The organism is Parasedimentitalea psychrophila (assembly GCF_030285785.1).
In the GTDB taxonomy this organism is placed as follows: Bacteria; Pseudomonadota; Alphaproteobacteria; order Rhodobacterales; family Rhodobacteraceae; genus Parasedimentitalea; species Parasedimentitalea psychrophila.
On the sequence record NZ_CP127247.1, the window covers coordinates 1711277 to 1731659 of the forward strand.

Genomic DNA, 20383 nt, shown 5'->3' on the forward strand with positions numbered 1-20383 from the left:
TTCATTGCATATCGTGCGACAGGCATCGATCCTGATTTTGTAATGGCCCATATTTTCAAAACCCATATGGATTTGGTCTCAACTGATCGGCGTTATGCCAAGGGCGCCAAGAAACGCCTGAAAATCATTGATGAAATTATGGCCATGCGCCCGTGTAACCGTCGTGAAAAACTGCATTTTCAAGCTCTGAAAATTTGGCTTGGTGGTGATTTGTGGAAAGTAAGCAAAGCGCTGGATGAGCTTTTGGAGAAATTTCCGACCGATATCCTGGCACTTTGGATGGGGCACCAGATCGACTTTTATCTGGGGGATTCAAAAAATATCCGAGACCGTATTGCAAGTTGCATACCATATTGGGATCCGGAGCACCCCTTGTACAGCTTTGTAATGGGAATGTATTCTTTCGGGCTTGAAGAAGCACATGAATTTGAAAAAGCTGAAGACGTGGGCATGGCGGCACTTGAAAGCAATCCTGAAGATGTCTGGAGTATCCACGCAGTTGCGCATGCTTTAGAGATGCTGGGCCGTTTCGATAGAGGGGCTGACTTCATGGAGAACAGGTTGCATGATTGGAGTGAAATCAACTTCCTCGTCTCTCACAACGCTATTCACACCATTTTGTATCGTTTGGAACAAGGCCAGCTGGATCGTTGTGTTCAATTATTTGACACTTTTGTACTGCCGAAATGTGAAAAAAAGCCGGCGCTTTTGGGGTTGGTGGATGGGTCTTCGGCTCTTTGGAGATTGTTCCTCGAAGACGTCGATGTGGGCGACCGCTGGCTCGAACTTGCCAATCACTGGCATCCATCGGCTGATCAGGCGTTCTATTCATTCAATGATGTCCATGCGATGATGGCCTTTGTGGCAAGCGGAGACGATAAAGCCGCTGATGCGATGATTGATACACTAAATGCTTATATTGTTGCCCCATCCAATCAGGCGGAATCCAACTATGGAGTGACGCGTGATGTTGGATTGCCTATCTGTCATGCGCTAAAAAGTTATGGCAGAAAAGAGTATGCAAAAGTTGTTGATATGTTGGTTCCAATCCGGGATCAGGTGATCCGATTTGGGGGCAGCCATGCCCAACGTGATGTAATCGAGCGCACTTTGCTAGAAGCCGGTTTGCGGTCATCCAGCAAATCTCTAACCGAGATGTTACTGTCCGAACGCTTGGCGCAACGACCAAACAGCATATATAATCTGGCCAAGTTGGGGTAATTGCAGGCCGGGGGATTGGTTTAAGACCAGGGGCAATCTTCTAGGTTGGGTGTCGAACGGGATGAAATTGGGCGGGTTGATCGCGGGTTTCGATTGGTCCGCTGATGTCAGGAATATATGGTGCCCAGAAGAGGACTCGAACCTCCACGACCTTGCGGTCACTGGCACCTGAAGCCAGCGCGTCTACCATTCCGCCATCTGGGCACGGGGTAGTGGAGGCCGTATAGGTCAGGGCGCTGAGGGCGTCAAACGGATTTTTGATGTTTTTTCCATCTATCCTAGGTGAAGGATTGCGGGGTCTGGTGGGTAGGGCGCTGAAAAGGGTCTACCTGGAGACAATCTGCGGTGTTTTGCGCCTTGTTTGCAGGGCCGTAGAGCGGTAGATCGGAGCAACAGCTAAAGTTAGGAGCCAAATGATGTCCAAACTGGTCACGATCTATGGCGGGTCTGGTTTTGTCGGCCGCTACATTGCGCGCCGCATGGCCAAAGATGGTTGGCGGGTGCGGGTTGCCGTGCGTCGCCCGAATGAGGCCATGCACGTAAGGCCCTATGGCGTTCCGGGGCAGGTTGAGCCGGTCTTTTGCAATATCCGCGACGATGCTTCGGTGGCTGCGGTGATGCAGGGATGTGATGCGGTGGTGAACTGCGTCGGTGTGCTGAACGAGCTGGGCAAAAACAGCTTTCAGGCGATTCATGTGGACGGCGCTGAGCGGATTGCCCGCATCGCGGCAGATCACGGCGTTGCCACTATGGTGCATCTGTCGGCGATTGGGGCGGATGCACAGGCCCCCAGTGCCTATGGCCGCAGCAAGGCGGCAGGCGAGGCGGCGGTGTTGAAGCATATGTCAAAGGCAATGATCTTGCGCCCTTCGGTTGTGTTTGGCACCGAAGATAATTTCTTTAACCGCTTTGCCGGCATGACCCGATTGGGTCCGGTGCTGCCAATCGCCCGCGCCAAGACTTTGTTCCAGCCGGTGTTTGTTGACGATGTGGCCAAGGCCGCGGTCAAGGGGCTGCTGGGTGAGGCCGAGGGCGGTGTCTATGAATTGGGCGGACCAGAGGTCAAGAGCTTCCGGGCGCTGATGGATGAGATGCTGACGGTGATCCACCGTCGCCGTCTGGTGGTCTCGCTGCCCGGGTTTGCGGCCTGGATGATGGCCTTTGGCTTTGACATGATGCAGGCGGCCAGTTTTCAGCTCATCTCAAATGGAGTGCTGACCCGGGATCAGCTGCGCGGGTTGGCCCGTGATTCTGTGGTGTCCGAGGGTGCCAAGGGCTTTGCGGATCTGGATGTGCAGCCGGTGACTCTGGGTTCGGTGCTGCCAGACTATCTTTGGAAGTTCCGTCCGTCCGGCCAATATGATGCGATCACCGGATCAGCCCGCAATCTGCGCCACGACGGTTGATAGAAGCAGTAGCGGTGCGTGCCAGCACGCACCCTACGCCAACCGCACTGCTGCGGGTCAGCTGCTGTAGGCGATGCTGAGCAGCACGACGCCAAGAATGACCCGGTAGATGACATATGGTGTAAAGCTGACGCGGCGCAGCAGTCGCATCATCAGGCTCAGCGCGACCAGCGCAGAGAGCATCGATAGCAGCGCCACAAGTGCCGCGTCGCGGATCACTGCGGCATTGGCATCGACGGCCATTTCACTGCCCAGAAGAAGTCCCGAGGCAATGATCGTGGGGATCGACATCAGCATCGAGATGCGGGCGCTGTCGGTGCGGTTGTAGCCCAGTTGTCGGGCTCCTGTGATGGTGATCCCGGACCTCGAGGTGCCGGGGATCAGCGCCAGCATCTGCCACAGCCCCATGATCAGCGCATCTTTCATCCCCCAGTCACAGGCTGTTTTGCCGGTGCGGCCCTTTTGGTCGGCCACATAGAGCACAAGCCCAAAGCCCAGCATGGTCCAGCCGATCACTGTCATCGATCGCAGCGCGCTGCTAAGGCCGGTGAAATGCAGGACGGCGCCGAGAATGATGGTTGGAATTGTGGCGACCAGAAGCCCCAGCGCAAGGCGTGATCCGGCGGTGTCGGCGCGTCCGCTCAACAGTCGTGGCACGCCACCCAAACCAATCCGCACGTCGCTCCAGAAAAACACAACAACGGCTATCAGGGTGCCAATATGAGCCGCCACATCAATCAATTGCCCCTGATCTTGCAGGCCGGTCAGGGCGGGCAGCAGAATCAGGTGGCCAGAGGAGGAGATCGGCAGGAATTCGGTTATACCCTGGATGAGCGCAACCAGAATGAGCTGAAAAAGCGGCATAAATTCGGTATCCTGTTGGGCGGTGGGAAATCGTAACGCTCGCTCGGTTTGTATAAGTGTCGCGTTTCAAATGAAAGTCTTTGATTTAGGTCCGATGTGTAACCTAAAATCTCTGTACATTCCCCAGCCGTCAGGTATCACACATTAAGTGCTGATGATTAAGGTCAGCGTTACTGACGTTTATTCCGCCGTGCTCTGAATATCTTTAGATCGCAGCCAGCCAATTCAGGGAGTCTGACCCGTGGCCAAGCAACCGATGCTCAAATTCGTGCAAATCGAGCGCGATATGCCCGACAAGCGCACTGCCGATGCGCGCCGGGAAGATTTCGATGAAATCTATACCGAATATGCAGCAGCCAAGGCGCAAGAGCAGTCCAGCCGATGCAGCCAATGTGGGGTGCCATATTGTCAGGATCACTGCCCTTTGCAAAACAACATCCCCGACTGGTTGCGGCTGACCGCGACGGGTCGGCTCGAGGAAGCCTATCAGATCAGTCAGGCGACCAATACATTCCCCGAGATCTGTGGTCGGATCTGCCCGCAGGACCGGCTGTGCGAGGGCAATTGTGTCATCGAGCAGTCTGGCCACGGCACCGTGACCATCGGCGCGGTTGAGAAATACATCACCGACACGGCCTGGGATCGGGGTTGGGTCAAGCCGGCGTCTCCCTCCATTGAACGGGTTGAAAGCGTTGGCATCATTGGGGCTGGACCCGGCGGTCTGGCGGCGGCTGACATGCTGCGTCAGGCTGGCGTACAGGTTACCGTATATGACCGCTCGGACCGGGCGGGTGGGCTGCTGATGTATGGTATTCCGGGCTTCAAGCTGGAAAAAGACGTGGTTCAGCGCCGCAATGATCTGCTGGCAGAGGGCGGCGTCAAGTTTGAACTGAATTGCGCCATTGGCGAAGATATCTCGTTTGACGATCTGCGCGCCAAGCACGACGCGGTGATCATTGCCACTGGCGTCTACAAGTCGCGTGACCTGGCGATGCCGGGCAGCGGTGCCGCTGGCATTGAAAAAGCCATCGATTTCCTGACCGCGTCGAACAAGAAAAGCTTTGGTGACGATGTTGCCGAATTCACCAGTGGACAGATGAATGCCAAGGGCAAGCGCGTGGTGGTGATTGGTGGTGGTGATACTGCCATGGACTGCGTGCGGACCTCGATTCGCCAGGGTGCGATTTCGATTAAATGTCTGTATCGCCGGGACCGGGCAAATATGCCGGGTTCGCAACGTGAGACCCAGAACGCCGAAGAAGAAGGCGTGATCTTTGAGTGGCTGTCCGCCCCCAAGGGCTTCACCGACGACAGCGGCAAAGTCTCGGGGGTGATGGTGCAGAAGATGCGTCTGGGGCAACCTGATGCCTCGGGTCGCCAGGCGCCGGAAGTGATCGAAGGTTCCGATTATGTTGAAGAGGCCGATTTGGTGATCAAAGCGTTGGGCTTTGAGCCGGAAGACCTGCCAACGCTTTGGAATCAGCCGCAATTGCCGGTGACCCGCTGGGGCACCATCAAGGCCGAATTCACCTCCGGTGCGACCGATCTGGACGGTGTCTATGCGGTGGGCGATATCGTGCGCGGTGCCAGTCTGGTTGTCTGGGCGATCAAGGATGGCCGCGATTGTGCGCAGGCGATTCTGGCAAAGATGGATGCAGCGATGATCCAGGCGGCTGAATGAAAGTTCAGTCTACCTAAGGTGGTAACTCTGATGCGAGTGGTTTGAATGAACTGGGTGTTTGAAGGCAGCAGCAAGCGGATTGGTGTTGGCGCTGGATTTGTGCAATTGTGGAGCTGCAATTGCGCAGGCACAACCGCCTTTGGCGATACACAATGTGCCTCAAACACCCAAAATATATTCGGCACTGCCGCAAGGAGTGACTAATGGAATTGGCATCAATCAAACGTATTTTCTCCGGCGAGAAACCAGCAAAACCGCTGGCACCAAAGGCTCTGGCACAAAAGCCTCTGGCTCATAAGGCCGCGTTGACCTCTCGGGACTTTATGTCCGACCGGCCACAGAACGCGGATCGAGAAATCAAATTTCTCTCGTTTGAACGGGAGATACTGAACAGGGCCGAGGCGATGGTCGGGAGCGGTATCCCTGCGGTGCTGTCGGTTCTGCGTCGGCTGGGGCTGGATGGTTTTTCGCGGCTGATGTGGAGCCTGCCGCTTGAGGGCTATCCGCAGCTGTCACAATGCCTGCCCAAAATGACAGATCTGGCTGTTCAGGCCAAATGGACCGGTCAAAGCGGGCTGCCACTGATGGTGCAAAGCATCAGTTTCCTGCGCGCGGTGGCCGATGACTATAACCGGCTGACCGGCCGCTCTCTGGCTGGCGCAACCATGTTGGATTTTGGCTGTGGCTATGGCCGGTTTTTGCGGTTGATGACCTATTATTCGGATCCCGATAAGGTGCATGGCTGCGATCCGATGGAGGCGTCGTTGGACCAGTGCCTGTCCTGCGATATCCCCAATGCAATTGAAATGTCGGACTACGTACCAGAAACGCTGCCGTATCCGGACAAGACATTTGATTTTGCGTTTGCCTTTTCGGTTTTCACTCACACCTCTGGTCAGGCGATGCATGCGGCGCTAAAGGCGCTGCGCCCTGTGGTCAAGCAGGATGGGCTGCTGGCCATCACCATCCGGCCCGAGGAATATTGGAGCATCAATCCAACATATGCCAAGCGGGCCGAGACGATGATTGCTGCGCATCAGACCAAGGGGCTGGCGTTTGCACCGCATGCTTTGAACACATCCACCGAAATCCCCGCCTACGGCGACACCAGCGTGTCGTTGGAGAAACTGGCGGAAATCGCCGAGGATTGGGACATCGTCGGGACCAATATCTCAAGCGAAGACTTCTACCAGATCATCGTGCTGCTAAAGCCAAAATCGACCAACTGAGCAGATATCGAAACAACATGTTGCAGCCCCTGACACGAGGGGTCTGCACGGCGACCATAAACGGCTCACAGCGGCGGAAACAATCGCGCTGTTTGCACCCGAAGAAGGAGAAGACCAATGACCAAGTATGATGCCGAATGGGTGCGTGCCGAAGAAACCAAACGCCAGTATATGGCGGAAAACGGGCTCTATTCCGAGGCGGAAGAGCATTCCTCCTGTGGGGTCGGTCTGGTGGTTTCCATCGATGGCAAGAAAAGCCGCAAAGTGGTCGAGGCTGGTATTGATGCGCTCAAGGCAATCTGGCACCGCGGCGCGGTGGATGCGGATGGCAAGACTGGTGACGGCGCTGGTATTCACGTCGAGATCCCGGTCAAGTTCTTCTACGACCAGATCGAACGCACAGGTCATGAGCCGCGCATGGATCAGTTGATGGCGGTGGGTCAGGTGTTCCTGCCGCGGACCGATTTCGGCGCTCAGGAAACTTGCCGGACCATTGTCGAAACCGAAGTGCTGCGCATGGGCTATTCCATCTATGGTTGGCGCCATGTGCCAGTGGATGTGACTTGTCTGGGGGAGAAGGCCAACGCCACCCGTCCCGAGATCGAACAGATTCTGATTTCCAATTCCAAGGGAGTGGACGAGGAAACATTCGAGCGCGAGCTCTATGTGATTCGTCGTCGAATTGAGAAAGCCGCTGCCGCTGCGCATGTGTACGGACTCTATATTGCCTCGCTGTCCTGCCGCTCGATCATCTACAAGGGGATGATGCTGGCTGAACAGGTTGCTGTGTTCTACCCCGACCTGATGGATGAGCGGTTTGAATCGGCTTTTGCGATTTATCACCAGCGTTATTCCACCAATACCTTCCCGCAGTGGTGGCTGGCGCAGCCGTTTCGGATGCTGGCGCATAACGGCGAGATCAACACGCTGAAGGGCAACCTGAACTGGATGAAAAGCCATGAAATCCGCATGGCATCGGCCTTCTTTGGCGATCTGGCCGAGGATATCAAACCGATCGTTCCGGGTGGGGCCTCGGATTCGGCGGCGCTGGATTGCGTGTTCGAAGTGATGGTGCGCGCGGGCCGGACGGCGCCAATGGCCAAAACCATGATGGTGCCGGAAAGCTGGTCAAAACAGGCTGTTGATCTGCCACAGCCCTGGGTTGACATGTATTCCTATTGCAACTCGGTGATGGAGCCCTGGGATGGCCCGGCGGCGCTGGCGATGACGGATGGTCGCTGGGTCTGCGCCGGCCTGGACCGCAACGGGCTGCGGCCGATGCGCTATGTCATCACCGGTGACGGGCTGCTGATTGCTGGCTCTGAGGCCGGCATGGTTCCAATCAATGAGGGTTCGGTGGTCGAAAAGGGCGCCTTGGGTCCGGGGCAGATGATTGCTGTCGATATGAAAGAGGGCAAGCTGTTCCGCGACGCCGAGATCAAGGACCAACTGGCCGCCGCGCGTCCGTTTGGCGAATGGGTCGGCAAGATCAACAACCTGGAAGACAGCCTGTCAGGTGTCAGCGAGCAGGCCCTGTTCGCCGGTGACGAGCTGCACAAGCGCCAGAGCGCCGCAGGTTACACAATGGAGGAGCTGGAGCAGATTCTGCATCCGATGGCTGAGGACGGCAAAGAGACCCTGGCCTCGATGGGCGATGACACCCCCAGCGCGGTTCTGTCCAAGATGTACCGCCCACTCAGCCATTTCTTCCGGCAGAACTTTAGCCAGGTGACCAACCCGCCAATTGATTCGCTGCGCGAATTCCGGGTGATGAGCCTGAAAACCCGCTTTGGCAATCTCAAGAACGTGTTGGAAGAAAGCAGCAGCCAGACCGAGATCATTGTGCTGGAGAGCCCCTTTGTGGGCAATGCCCAGTGGGACAAGCTGACGGCGGAGTTCAACGCACCGCTGGCCGAGATCGACTGTACCTTTGTCCCCGGTGACGGCGCCCTTAGCGCTGCCTTGGCGCGTGTTCGGGCCGAAACAGAAGAGGCGGTGCGCTCCGGCGCAGGCCATCTGGTCCTGACTGATCAGCACTCAAATGCTGACCGGGTGGCGATGCCGATGATTCTGGCCACCAGTGCGGTGCATTCGCATCTGACACGCAAGGGCCTGCGCACATTCTGCTCACTGAACGTGCGGTCGGCAGAATGCATCGACCCGCATTACTTTGCGGTACTGATCGGCTGTGGTGCAACCGTGGTGAACGCCTATCTGGCGCAGGACTCGCTGGCCGAACGGGTCGAGCGCGGGCTGCTGGATGGCACCCTGACCGAAAACGTCAGCCGCTATCGCGAGGCGATTGATCAGGGCCTGCTGAAAATCATGGCCAAGATGGGTATCTCGGTGATTTCCTCATACCGTGGTGGGTTGAACTTTGAGGCGGTGGGCCTGTCGCGCGCGATGTGTGCCGAGTTCTTCCCCGGCATGACCAGCCGGATTTCTGGTATCGGGGTGACCGGCATTCAAACCAAGGCGGTAGAGATTCATGCCAAGGGCTGGATTGACGGCCTGGACGTGCTGCCGGTGGGCGGGTTTTACAAGGCGCGCAAATCGGGCGAGACCCATGCCTGGGAAGCCAGCTCGATGAAGCTGCTGCAGATGGCCTGCAAGCAGGCTTCGTTTGAGCTGTGGAAGCAGTATTCGGCCAAGATGCAGAGCAACCCGCCGATCCACCTGCGGGATCTACTGGACGTCAAACCACTGGGTAAGGCGGTGCCGATTGAAGAGGTCGAAAGCATCACCTCGATCCGCAAACGCTTTGTCACTCCGGGCATGTCGCTGGGGGCACTGTCGCCCGAGGCGCATAAATCCCTGAACGTCGCAATGAACCGTATTGGCGCCAAGTCGGATTCAGGCGAGGGCGGTGAAGATCCGGCGCATTTTGTGCCGGAACCAAACGGCGATAACCCCTCGGCCAAGATCAAACAGGTGGCCTCGGGCCGCTTTGGCGTAACTGCCGAATACCTGAATCAGTGCGAAGAGCTGGAGATCAAGGTGGCGCAGGGGGCCAAGCCCGGTGAGGGCGGCCAGTTGCCGGGCATCAAGGTCACTGAACTGATTGCGCGTCTGCGTCACTCGACCAAAGGGGTGACCCTGATCTCGCCGCCGCCGCACCACGATATCTATTCGATCGAGGATCTGGCGCAGCTGATTTATGATCTCAAGCAGATCAACCCGCGCTGCAAGGTGACGGTGAAACTGGTAGCCTCGTCGGGTGTTGGCACCATTGCGGCTGGTGTGGCCAAGGCCAAGGCCGACATTATCCTGATCTCGGGCCACAATGGCGGCACAGGGGCGTCGCCTGCGACCTCGATCAAATACTGCGGCTTGCCGTGGGAAATGGGTCTGACCGAAGCCCATCAGGTTCTCGCGATGAACAACCTGCGCGAGCGGGTCACCCTGCGGACCGATGGGGGATTGCGCACCGGTCGTGACGTTCTGATGGCGGCGATGCTGGGGGCCGAGGAATACGGCATCGGCACTGCGGCACTGATCTCGATGGGCTGTATCATGGTGCGTCAGTGCCAGTCCAACACCTGCCCAGTTGGCATTTGTACCCAGGATGAAGAGCTGCGGGCCAAGTTTGTAGACAATGCTGCGGACAAGGTTGTGAACCTGATCACCTTCTATGCGCAGGAAGTCCGCGAACTGCTGGCCTCGATCGGGGCGCGCAGCATGGATGAGGTGATCGGCCGTGCGGATCTGCTGGCGCAGGTCAGCCGCGGTTCGGCGCATCTGGACGATCTGGACCTGAACCCGCTGTTGATCACCGTCGATGGCTCGGCTGATATCGTTTACAACCGGGACAAAGACCGCAATGTGGTGCCCGATACGCTGGACGCCGAAATCGTTCGCGATGCGGCCCGGTTCCTGGAAGACGGCGAAAAGATGCAGCTGTCCTACACGGTGCAGAACACGCACCGGACTGTGGGGACCCGGACATCCAGCCATATTGTGCGCAACTTTGGCATGCGCAATGCGTTCCAGGCGGATCACCTGACGGTGAAACTGCAGGGCTCTGCGGGTCAGTCGCTGGGCGCCTTTGCGGTGCCGGGGCTAAAACTGGAAGTGTCGGGCGATGCCAATGACTATGTTGGCAAGGGCCTGTCCGGCGGTACCATCGTGGTACGGCCGCCGCAGGTCAGCCCGCTGACCGCGTCGGATAACACCATCATCGGCAACACGGTTCTATACGGAGCCACCGATGGATATCTGTTTGCAGCGGGTCGCGCCGGCGAACGGTTTGCGGTGCGTAACTCGGGTGCCAAAGTGGTGATCGAGGGCTGTGGCGCCTGTGGCTGTGAATATATGACCGGCGGACTTGCGGTTATCCTGGGCTCCATCGGTGCCAACTTTGGCGCCGGAATGACCGGCGGCATGGCCTATCTCTATGACCCCGAGGGTGAAGCGGCGCCGATGATGAATATGGAAACTCTGGTGACAAACCCGGTGACTGTGCCGCATTGGGAAAAACAGCTGAAAGATCTGATCGAGCGCCATCTGGAGGAAACCGGCAGCCGCAAGGCCGCTGATATTCTGCAGCACTGGGACAGTGAAAAGCGCAACTTCCTGCAGGTCTGCCCGATTGAGATGCTGGTGCATCTGCCACAGCCGCTGTCGCTCGAGAAGGCTGCGGTTCCGGCCGAGTAAACTGTTGTCAAACGGTCCCGCAGGCTGGTCGCCTGCGGGGCTGCATTTTTAAGCATTTGCACCCCGAGGTTTCGCATCGATAGCTGGACCTGGTCCAGACGGCGGTGATTTTTGCTGTTGGTACGCAGGGTGATGCCGGCCTATAGAGGGGCATGGCAAAAAAGAAGAAATCCAAAAGCAAAAAGAAGATCGCTCCCATGCAATGGCTGCGGCGCTGGCTGCTGCGCGGCGTGCTGGCATTTGTGGCGCTTGTTGGATTTTTTATCCTTTTGTATACGGTTGTGAACCCGCCCACCACGCATACTATGTGGACCGAGGGCAGCCGGTTAGGTCGAATTGATCAGGACTGGGTGGCTATAGAGGATATCGCTCCGGTTATGGCGCGCGCCGTTGTGGCCGCCGAGGATGCCCGGTTTTGCCAGCATTGGGGCATTGATGTGCGGGCAGTGCGGGCGGTGCTGGACGAAGGCAGCCAACGTGGCGGCTCTACGATTTCACAACAGGTGGTGAAGAATGTGTTCCTGTGGCAGGGCCGCAGCTGGCTGCGCAAGGCGCTGGAAACCCTGATTACGCCGGCGGTTGAGGCGGTCTGGAGCAAGCGGCGCATTCTGGAGATCTATTTGAATGTCGCCGAAATGGGAGAGGGCGTATTTGGTGTAAAGGCGGCGGCGCGGACCAGCTTTGATGTGGCGCCGGATCAGCTTAATGCAAAACAGGCGTCTTTGCTGGCGGCGGTATTGCCTGCGCCCAAAAGCCGATCTGCAAAGGCCCCCAGCCGAAAGCTGACAACGAGAGCGCGCCATATCGCAGATGGGGCGGCCACCATCCGCGCAGATGGTCGCGCGGCGTGTTTCGAGGATTGAATTTCCCGTCGGCGCGGGGCATTGCTGGACGGCACCTTTCTCTTGTTTCAGGACGCCTCTGACCCCTATGGCCCGCTTGCACCACGTACCGCTCTCTCCATTTTGTCGCAAAGTCCGCCTGTCATTGGCGGAAAAGAAGATCGAGGTGGAACTGGTTGAAGAACGCTATTGGGAGGCGGATGCCGATTTTCTGCGCCGCAACCCGGCCGGCAAGGTGCCGGTGGTTCGGTTGGACGGCAAGACGATGTCTGAAAGTGCTGCGATCTGTGAATATCTGGAAGAAACCCGCCCCGAGCCTCCGCTGATGCCAAAAGACCCCGAGGCGCGCTTTGAGGTGCGCCGGTTGGTGTCCTGGTTCGACGACAAGTTTCACCATGATGTGACCTCGAAGCTTTTGTATGAGCGGGTGAACAAGAAGATCACCGGCCAGGGTTACCCGGACAGCCGCAACGTCAAGGATGGGGCCAAGGCGATCAAGTATCATCTGGATTATATGGCCTGGCTGCTGGATCAGCGGCGCTGGCTGGCGGGGGATGTGATGACGCTGGCTGATTTTGCCGCGGCCGCACATTTGTCCTGCCTTGATTATATCTCGGATGTGGACTGGAACCGGTCTGCTGTGGTCAAGGACTGGTACGCCAAAATCAAATCGCGACCTGCGTTCCGGTCTATCCTGGCCGATCAGGTGCCAGGCTTCCGCCCGCCACCCCATTACGCCGATTTGGATTTCTGATAGGATAAGGTGGGGGCTGTCTGCCCCCATCGCCTGTCGGCTCCCCCCGAGGATATTTAGGGCCAGATGAATATGGGATCTTTGTTGAAACAGGCTCTGGTGGAGCGCGCTCTGGAAGAGGGCTTTGTGTCCTGCCGGATCTGCCGCCCGTGGGATGTGCCAGAGGTGCCCGGTCGGCTGGCGGCCTATATTGACGCCGAGTATCACGGTCAGATGGGCTGGATGGCGGAGCGCACCCATTGGCGCGGCGATCCGGCGCTGCTGTGGCCGGAGGCGCGCTCGGTGATCATGTTGGCCGAAAGCTATGCCCCCGAGCATGATCCGACCGAGATTTTGCGACATCGCGAGCGGGGGGCGATCTCGGTTTATGCGCAGAACAAGGACTATCATGACCTGGTCAAAAAACGGCTGAAGCGGTTGGCCCGATGGCTGATCGAGGCGGCCAAGGCGCAGGGTTCTGAGGCGGAGGTCAAGGTGTTCGTCGACACGGCGCCGGTGCCGGAAAAGGCGCTGGGCCAGGCTGCGGGGCTAGGGTGGCAGGGCAAACATAGTAATCTGGTAAGCCGGGATTGGGGGAACTGGGCCTTTATAGGGTCTGTTTTCACCACGCTTGAGCTGCCGGTGGACTTGGCGGAACCCGATCGCTGCGGCTCTTGCCGCTCCTGTCTGGATGCCTGCCCGACCGATGCCTTTGTGGCGCCCTATCAGCTCGACGCGCGGCGCTGCATTTCCTACCTGTCGATCGAGTATAAGGGGCCGGTTGACGAAGAGCTGCGCGCCAAGCTGGGCAATCGCATCTATGGCTGTGATGATTGTCTGGCGGCCTGCCCCTGGAACAAATTCGCAGTTGCGGCCAGCGACATGCGCTATGCCGCGCGCGCGGACCTGATGGCGCCGAAATTGGCGGAGCTGGCGGTGCTGGATGACGCCGGGTTTCGCGCAATGTTTTCAGGCTCGCCGATCAAGCGCATTGGTCGGGATCGATTTGTCCGCAATGTCTTATATGCAATTGGCAATTCGCAGGACGCCAGCTTGCGCCCGGTGGCGCAGGCCTTGGCCGATGATGCGGATGCTACCGTGGCTGATGCCGCGCGCTGGGCGGCACAGCGGTTGGCGTAGGGCCCGCCCTACGAGGCGATGGCGCGTTTTGGCAGCACCCAGCCCGGGCGGGCAAAATGACAGGTATAGCCGTCGGGGCGGTTTTGCAGATAATCCTGATGTTCCGGTTCGGCCTGCCAAAAGTCACTTGCCGGGGCGACCTCTGTAACCACTTTTCCCGGCCACAGACCCGAGGCATCGACATCGGCAATGGTGTCCTCGGCCACGGTTTTCTGACCCTCACTGGTGACGTAAATCGCCGAGCGATAGCTCATCCCCATGTCGTTGCCCTGGCGGTTGCTGGTGGTGGGGTCGTGGATCTGAAAGAAAAACGCCAGCATCTCGCGGAAAGATGTCACTGAGGGATCAAAGGTGATCTCGATCGCCTCAGCATGGGTGCCATGATTGCTATAGGTGGCGTTCTGTACATCGCCGCCGGTATAGCCAACACGGGTGTGGATCACCCCAGGGCGTTTGCGGATCAGGTCCTGCATGCCCCAGAAGCAGCCTCCGGCTAAAACGGCGCGTTCTGTGGTGCTCATGTTATGTCCTCCACTTGGTCAATGTAGTCGCCATAGCCCTCGGCTGCCATGTCATCGCGGTGGACAAAGCGCAGCGAGGCCGAATTGATGCAGTAGCGCAGGCCGCCGCGATCGGCGGGTCCGTCAGGGAAGACATGCCCAAGGTGGCTGTCGCCATGGGTGGATCGCACCTCGGTGCGGGCCATGCCCAGGGTCTGATCCTGCACTTCCTGCATATAGGCAGGTTCAATGGGCTTGGTAAAGCTGGGCCAGCCGCAGCCCGATTCGTATTTGTCGGATGAGGCAAACAGCGGCTCGCCCGAGACGATATCCACGTAAAGACCAGGCTCCTTGTTGCCGAGTAGCTTGCCGGTCCCGGGCCGTTCGGTGCCCGCATTCTGGGTGACGTGGTATTCCTCAGGCGACAGAGTGGCGATGACGTCCGGGTTCTTGCTGTATTTTGACATCGGGATCTCCAGTTGTTCGCGTTGAGCCAATACATGGGAAGTTTTGGAGCCTATGCAAAGCAATATTTCAGCCCACTCGCGCTATTGTGCAACATCAGGACTGGGCGGTTCAGCCGCGCCGCAGGCGCGGCCACGCCCAACGGGAGAAGGGATCGCAAGATCCTGCCGACGGGCGGGAGGGCTAGCTGGCGAATGCTGCGGCCAGATCTGCGGGCAGGTCGAACTCTTGCAGCACACGGGCGCGCCCCTCGGGGGACATTTTGCGCGCGGTCTTTTCCACGATGCTTTGGATTTTCTCGGCTGAATGTTTGGCAGCAAAGGGGGTGAAATACCATTTCAGGAACACCAGGCAGATCACGTCCTCCAGGGCCTGCACGCCGGGGTTGCGTTTCAGGCCTTCCTTGCGCAGCATCTGGCCAGCGATCTCGATGTCGGAGGCCGCATAGCCTGCCTCCACCATCAGCGCGGCGACAACATCTCCGTGATGGCGGGCCTGGTCCCTGCGCCAGTTGAGATAGCCGACGCGGCCTGCGGGATAGCTGTCGCGCTTTAGCTTCCAGCGTTCAACATGCTGACCACGGGCGGCGATCTGAAGTGGCTCACTTGCACCCGGGAACAGTCGGGCCAGTTCATCGCTCATGCGGGTGCCATAGAGCTGCGAGGCCGGCTGGCCGTCCTCACGCTTGGGATCTGCAGCATTGGCCACATCGATGGCTTGCAGGACTTGGTTCAATTTTTCAGACATATCGGCTCCCCATTACTTGCGGTGATGCTACTGCAAAAGACGATGATCTGCACTCGAGAAGACCAGTCATTCGGCAACGGCAGGTTCTGTGGCTGCGGCAGGTTGGCGTGACAGCTGCACGGCCAGGATACCGATGGTGACGATCAGCACGCCCACCATATCCATCACCCCAAGGCGTTCCCCCAACAGCACCGAGGCGACAGCAACCCCGAACACCGGGTTGAGAAAGTGAAAGGTCGCCGCGCGCAGCGGTCCGATGCGGTTCAGCAGCAGCACCCAGATAAAGGTGGCGATCAGGCCGGGCACCAGCGTGGTATAGGCAAAGGCCAGCGCCAGCGACAGGGTCGGATTGATAAAGATGTCCTCGAACAGCAGGGCCGCTACAAACAGCAAGGCTGAGCCGATCAGCATTTGCAGCCCCACCACCATCATGAAATTGCCGCCTGATGTGGCACCGCGCAGCGCCAGTGTGGCCACGGTAAGCGCCAGCACGCCAAACCCGCATAACATCACACCATACAGGTCCACTCCGGCGCTGATCCGGGTTCCCATGATCAAACCTACCCCCAGCACGCCTGCCATCAGCCCGGCGATACCCAGCGGTTTCAGCCGTTCCTTGAACAACAGCCAGGAGGCCAGCGCCACCAGCAGTGGCATAGTGGCGGCGATAATGGCGGCAAGCGAGGCCTGGATCGTTTGCATGGCGACAAAGTTGAACCCCAGATACAGCGCGTTCTGACAGACTCCAAAAATGATGGTGGCGCGCCACTGCAGGCGGTTCAGGCGCCAAGTCTGCCCTAGGCAGCGGGCAATCGCGACGCCGATCAGCCCGGAGACCAGAAACCGCAGCGCCAGTGAAAACAGCGGCGAGGCATCGGCGACGATGATCCGCGCCGAGGTAAAGGCCGAAGACCACATCAGGGCAAAGGTAAGCCCCATGGCAATTGCGCGTGCGTCCATCTTTGTCATCCTCAAACCTGCGGCCACAAAAAAAGGGCCGCCTTTTGGGCGACCCTTTCCTAATTCTCAAGCGATTTCAAGCTTAGCCGTTGACGCTGTCTTTCAGCGCTTTGGCGATGGTCATTTTGACCACTTTGTCGGCTTCTTTCATGAATTTTTCGCCTGTAGCCGGGTTGCGCACTTCGCGCTCGGGGCGTTCGCGGCAATAGATTTTGCCAACACCGGGCAGTGTCACAGCACCCCCACCGGAAACTTCACGGGTGATCAGTGTGCAAACGGCTTCCAGAGCGGCGCCTGCGGCTTTTTTATCACTGCCCATGTCTTCAGCCAGAGCGGCAACGAGCTGGGTTTTTGTCATTGGTTTGGACATTCTTTGTCTCCTTACGTCTGCCCGACTTATGGGGCCTCATTGCGTAATCTTAGCGTTATGTTGTGGGTCAACACAACGATTGGTATAACGAAATATGGGGAAAACCAGTGATTTTCGGCTGAATTCCGCAGAAAACAGCCCTACAGGAAGGCCGTTTCGTCGAAAGAGCGTAGTTTTCGGCTGTGCAACCGCTCCAATGGCATGCCGCGCAGGCCTTCCATTGCTCGTATTCCGATCATCAAATGGCGCGCCACTTGGGTCCGGTAGAAGTCAGAGGCCATGCCGGGGAGCTTCAATTCACCATGCAGCGGTTTGTCTGAAACGCATAGCAAGGTGCCATATGGAACCCGAAACCGATAGCCATTGGCGGCAATTGTCGCGCTCTCCATGTCCAGTGCAACCGCCCGGGATTGGCTGAGGCGCTGCACCGGGCCAGATTGGTCACGCAACTCCCAGTTGCGATTGTCGATGGTGGCGACGGTGCCGGTGCGCATGATCCGCTTCAGGTCATAGCCCTCTAGCTCGGTCACCTCTTCCACCGCCTGTTCCAGCGCGATCTGGATCTCGGCCAGCGCCGGGATCGGGGTCCAGACCGGCAGGTCGTCGTCCAGCACGTGATCCTCGCGCAGATAGGCATGGGCCAGCACAAAATCACCCAGGGCTTGGGTGTTGCGCAACCCGGCACAGTGGCCAACCATCAACCAGGCATGCGGCCGCAGCACCGCGATATGGTCGGTTGCGGTCTTGGCATTTGAGGGCCCGACGCCGATGTTGACCAGGGTGATGCCGCTGCCGTCTTCGCGGGTCAGGTGATAGGTGGGCATTTGCGGCTGTTTGGCGGTCTCGGGGATCTTTGCATCGGCCGAGGTGATCTGGTGATTTCCGGTGCTGACAAAGCTGGTGTAGCCCGAGTCGGGATCTGCCAGTTGGCTGCGGGCATAAGATTCAAACTCAGCCACGTAGAACTGGTAGTTGGTGAACAACACGTGGTTCTGGAAATGCTCTGGGTCGGTGGCGGTGTAATGTGACAGTCGGGCCAGGGAATAATCCACACGCTGGGCGGTGAACAGCGCCAGCGGACCAGTTCCGTTGGTCGGGCTATGGGTGCCATTCACGATATCATCGTTGGTGGTGGCCAGATCCGGCACATCAAAGACATCGCGCAGGGTGAAACCAGCCGCCCCTTCATGGGGGATTGTCATGCCGGGGCGGGCAGCAACGGCAAAGTGAACCGGCATCGGGGTGTCAGACACCCCAATGGTGATCGGTTGGCCATAGTTGCGGATCAGCAGGCCAATCTGCTGGATCAGATAGTTCTCAAACAGGTCGGGCCGGGTCACCGTGGTGGCATATTCTCCCGGCGCGGCGACATGGCCAAAGCTGAGACGGCTATCGACCTGGGCAAAGCTGGAAGTGGCGACGCGGATTTCCGGATAAAAGGCGCGGATGCGCTGATCGCCCGTCGCGCCTTCGGTCATCGCCTTGGCAAAGCCTTCACACAGGAAATCGGTGGCCTGCCGGTACAGCAATTGCAGCCGCTCGACCGCCGCTGTGGCATCGTTGAAATCTTCGGATTCGGGGTGTTTGGGTAACGATATGGAAATCATGAAACAGACTCGATAATTGGAATTTTCTGGAATGTGCGCACGTCGACCAGGCCAAGATCGGAAATCCGCAACTCGGGGATCACCACCAGTGCCAGCAGCGAGTGCTGCATATAGGCGTTGTTCAACGAACAGCCACAGGCCTGCATGGCCGCGCCCAGGGCCTCTGCCTTGGCGGCGACTTCGGTGGCGGGCTGGTCGGACATCAGACCGGCGATGGGCAGTTCCACCAGCGCCAGTTCCTGGCCATCGCGGAACAGGGTGACGCCGCCGCCGACCTCGGCCAGACGATTGGCGGCCAGTGCCATCTGATCCCGGTCAGTACCAACCACAATCATGTGGTGGCTGTCATGCGCCACGGTTGATGCCATCGCCATTTTGCCCTGATAGCCAAAGCCCGAGACAAAGGCATTGGTCACACCGCCAGTGCCGCGGTGCCGTTCGACCAGCGCAATCTGGATGGTGTCGCCGTCGCCCTCAACCAAGCCATCGCGCACCGGAAGATCCGCCTTGAGCGCCTTGGTCGGGGCCTGATTTTCAACCACGCCGATGACATTGACGGTGACGGCGTTGGCCCCTTCGGGCGCCGCAAGCTCAAAGTCTTTCGCGCTCAGTTCATGCCCCAGATGCACCGTACCACGGGCACTGTCGGGCCAGTCCAGATGCGGGCATTCGACCTTGATAGAGCCTGATTCCGCGACAATCTGCCCGCGTGCAATCACCAGCTCAATCGGCAGCTCTGTCAGATCCGAAGTCAGGATAACATCCGCACGGCGACCCGGCGTGATTGAGCCAATGTCGCGTTCCAGACCAAAATGGGTGGCGGTGTTGATGGTGGCCATCTGCAGTGCAATCACCGGATCACAGCCACAGGCGATGGCATGGCGCACCACCCGGTTCATATGGCCGTCGTTGACCAGCGTGCCGGAATGGCAATCATCGGTACAAAGAATGAAACTGCGCGGATCCAGCCCTTTTTCAGTCACCGCGGTGATCTGGGTTTCAACGTCATACCAGGCTGATCCCAGCCGCATCATCGACCGCATCCCCTGGCGCACCCGCGCAATGGCGTCGGCCTCGCAGGTGCCCTCATGGTCATCCGCCGGGCCACCGGCCACATAGGCTGCAAAATTGGGCCCCAGGTCAGGCGAGGCATAGTGTCCGCCGACGGTCTTTCCAGCCCGTTGAGTGGCGGCTATCTCGGCCAGCATCTTGGGGTCGGCATTGGCGACACCGGGGAAATTCATCATCTCACCAAGGCCCACAATACCGGGCCAGCTCATCGCCTCAGCCACGTCCTCGGGGGAAATTTCATAGCCCGTTGTCTCTAATCCGGGGGCAGAGGGGGCGCAGGAGGGCATTTGGGTGAAGATATTGACCGGCTGCATCAGCGCCTCGTCATGCATGTATTTCACGCCCCTTAACCCCAGCACATTGGCGATCTCATGCGGGTCGGTGAACATGCTGGTGGTGCCATGTGGGATCACCGCGCGGGCAAATTCCGCCGGTGTCAGCATGCCGCTCTCGATATGCATATGGGCGTCGCACAACCCGGGGATCATGTAACGGCCCTTGGCCTCGATCACTTCGGTGTCGGGACCGGTGCAATAGGACGCATCGGGGCCAACATAGGCGATACGCCCGGCAACAATGGCGATGTCATGATCGGGCAGCACCTCGCGGGTGTGCACATTGACCCATTTACCCTGACGGATAACCATATCCGCAAAAGAGCGCCCTGCGGCTACTGAGATGAGTTTGGGGGCGACGTCGGGCCAGGATGGGAAAGCAATGTCTGTCATGTGCCAATTGTTATGATTGTCGAGCCGAGCGCAAGCCCCTGACGTGTTTAGAAGTTCCATATACACTCTCTTTGATGACAAGAAGATGACAGTGACATTGCCCAGCCATACACGGCTCTGTTTGTTTCGCACCCGCATTGAGTGTTAGGCATTTGGTACCGCGTCG

General features: G+C 58.4%; 16 protein-coding genes and 1 tRNA gene. 8 read left to right on the top strand and 9 right to left on the bottom strand.

The features are described 5' to 3' along the window. Nucleotides 1-42 precede the first annotated feature (42 nt). A complete protein-coding gene (locus tag QPJ95_RS08250; RefSeq protein WP_270917331.1) occupies nucleotides 43-1221 on the top strand; it encodes a tetratricopeptide repeat protein in 1179 nt (392 codons plus the stop codon). 118 nt (nucleotides 1222-1339) lie between these two features. Here QPJ95_RS08250 and QPJ95_RS08255 read toward each other — a convergent pair. Then, nucleotides 1340-1425, bottom strand: a tRNA-Leu gene (locus QPJ95_RS08255). Nucleotides 1426-1637: 212 nt separating this feature from the next. On the opposite strand from QPJ95_RS08255, the gene QPJ95_RS08260 reads away from it, so the two are divergent. Beyond that, on the top strand, nucleotides 1638-2627 hold the full coding sequence (locus QPJ95_RS08260; protein ID WP_270917332.1) for a complex I NDUFA9 subunit family protein: 990 nt from the start codon (nucleotides 1638-1640) through the stop codon (nucleotides 2625-2627). 57 nt (nucleotides 2628-2684) lie between these two features. Here QPJ95_RS08260 and QPJ95_RS08265 read toward each other — a convergent pair whose 3' ends face one another. Further along, nucleotides 2685-3491, bottom strand: a complete 807-nt coding sequence (locus QPJ95_RS08265; RefSeq protein ID WP_270917333.1) for an undecaprenyl-diphosphate phosphatase — start codon at nucleotides 3489-3491, stop codon at nucleotides 2685-2687. 241 nt (nucleotides 3492-3732) lie between these two features. On the opposite strand from QPJ95_RS08265, the gene QPJ95_RS08270 reads away from it, so the two are divergent. The 6 genes from QPJ95_RS08270 to queG all read left to right on the top strand — a co-directional run bounded on the left by QPJ95_RS08270 (nucleotide 3733) and on the right by queG (nucleotide 13769). Further along, complete coding sequence (locus tag QPJ95_RS08270; RefSeq protein WP_270917334.1) at nucleotides 3733-5172, top strand: NAD(P)-dependent oxidoreductase; 1440 nt, start codon at nucleotides 3733-3735, stop codon at nucleotides 5170-5172. Between the two features lie 203 nt (nucleotides 5173-5375). Then, the gene (locus QPJ95_RS08275) at nucleotides 5376-6401 is read left to right on the top strand and encodes a class I SAM-dependent methyltransferase (RefSeq protein ID WP_270917335.1); all 1026 of its coding nucleotides are present in this window, start codon (nucleotides 5376-5378) and stop codon (nucleotides 6399-6401) included. A 117-nt stretch (nucleotides 6402-6518) separates the two neighbouring features. Beyond that, a complete protein-coding gene (gene gltB / locus QPJ95_RS08280; RefSeq protein WP_270917336.1) occupies nucleotides 6519-11054 on the top strand; it encodes a glutamate synthase large subunit in 4536 nt (1511 codons plus the stop codon). A gap of 152 nt (nucleotides 11055-11206) precedes the next feature. Beyond that, complete coding sequence (gene mtgA, locus QPJ95_RS08285) at nucleotides 11207-11917, top strand: monofunctional biosynthetic peptidoglycan transglycosylase (protein ID WP_270917337.1); 711 nt, start codon at nucleotides 11207-11209, stop codon at nucleotides 11915-11917. Between the two features lie 67 nt (nucleotides 11918-11984). Further along, nucleotides 11985-12650, top strand: coding sequence for an FtsZ-binding protein FzlA (gene fzlA, locus QPJ95_RS08290; protein ID WP_270917338.1), 666 nt, complete (start codon nucleotides 11985-11987; stop codon nucleotides 12648-12650). Nucleotides 12651-12716: 66 nt separating this feature from the next. After that, the gene (queG, locus tag QPJ95_RS08295; protein ID WP_270917339.1) at nucleotides 12717-13769 is read left to right on the top strand and encodes a tRNA epoxyqueuosine(34) reductase QueG; all 1053 of its coding nucleotides are present in this window, start codon (nucleotides 12717-12719) and stop codon (nucleotides 13767-13769) included. Between the two features lie 8 nt (nucleotides 13770-13777). Here the strand turns inward: queG and msrA are convergent, their stop codons facing one another. From msrA to ade, 7 genes are all read right to left on the bottom strand, one after another. Further along, nucleotides 13778-14290, bottom strand: coding sequence for a peptide-methionine (S)-S-oxide reductase MsrA (gene msrA, locus QPJ95_RS08300; protein WP_270917340.1), 513 nt, complete (start codon nucleotides 14288-14290; stop codon nucleotides 13778-13780). Continuing rightward, nucleotides 14287-14736, bottom strand: a complete 450-nt coding sequence (gene msrB, locus QPJ95_RS08305; protein WP_270917341.1) for a peptide-methionine (R)-S-oxide reductase MsrB — start codon at nucleotides 14734-14736, stop codon at nucleotides 14287-14289. Before msrB ends, msrA begins: the two co-directional genes overlap by 4 nt. A gap of 181 nt (nucleotides 14737-14917) precedes the next feature. Continuing rightward, nucleotides 14918-15481, bottom strand: a complete 564-nt coding sequence (locus QPJ95_RS08310) for a DUF4202 domain-containing protein (RefSeq protein WP_270917342.1) — start codon at nucleotides 15479-15481, stop codon at nucleotides 14918-14920. Nucleotides 15482-15547: 66 nt separating this feature from the next. After that, nucleotides 15548-16441: a DMT family transporter gene (locus QPJ95_RS08315; RefSeq protein ID WP_270917343.1), complete on the bottom strand. Its 894-nt coding sequence runs from the start codon at nucleotides 16439-16441 to the stop codon at nucleotides 15548-15550. 82 nt (nucleotides 16442-16523) lie between these two features. Further along, nucleotides 16524-16811: an HU family DNA-binding protein gene (locus tag QPJ95_RS08320; protein WP_270917344.1), complete on the bottom strand. Its 288-nt coding sequence runs from the start codon at nucleotides 16809-16811 to the stop codon at nucleotides 16524-16526. 140 nt (nucleotides 16812-16951) lie between these two features. Next, nucleotides 16952-18418 carry an AMP nucleosidase gene (locus QPJ95_RS08325; RefSeq protein ID WP_270917345.1) on the bottom strand — a complete coding sequence of 489 codons (1467 nt, stop codon included), beginning with the start codon at nucleotides 18416-18418 and terminating at the stop codon, nucleotides 16952-16954. Beyond that, nucleotides 18415-20217 carry an adenine deaminase gene (ade, locus tag QPJ95_RS08330; protein ID WP_270917346.1) on the bottom strand — a complete coding sequence of 601 codons (1803 nt, stop codon included), beginning with the start codon at nucleotides 20215-20217 and terminating at the stop codon, nucleotides 18415-18417. The genes QPJ95_RS08325 and ade overlap by 4 nt, the downstream gene beginning before the upstream one ends. Between the last annotated feature and the right edge of the window lie 166 nt (nucleotides 20218-20383).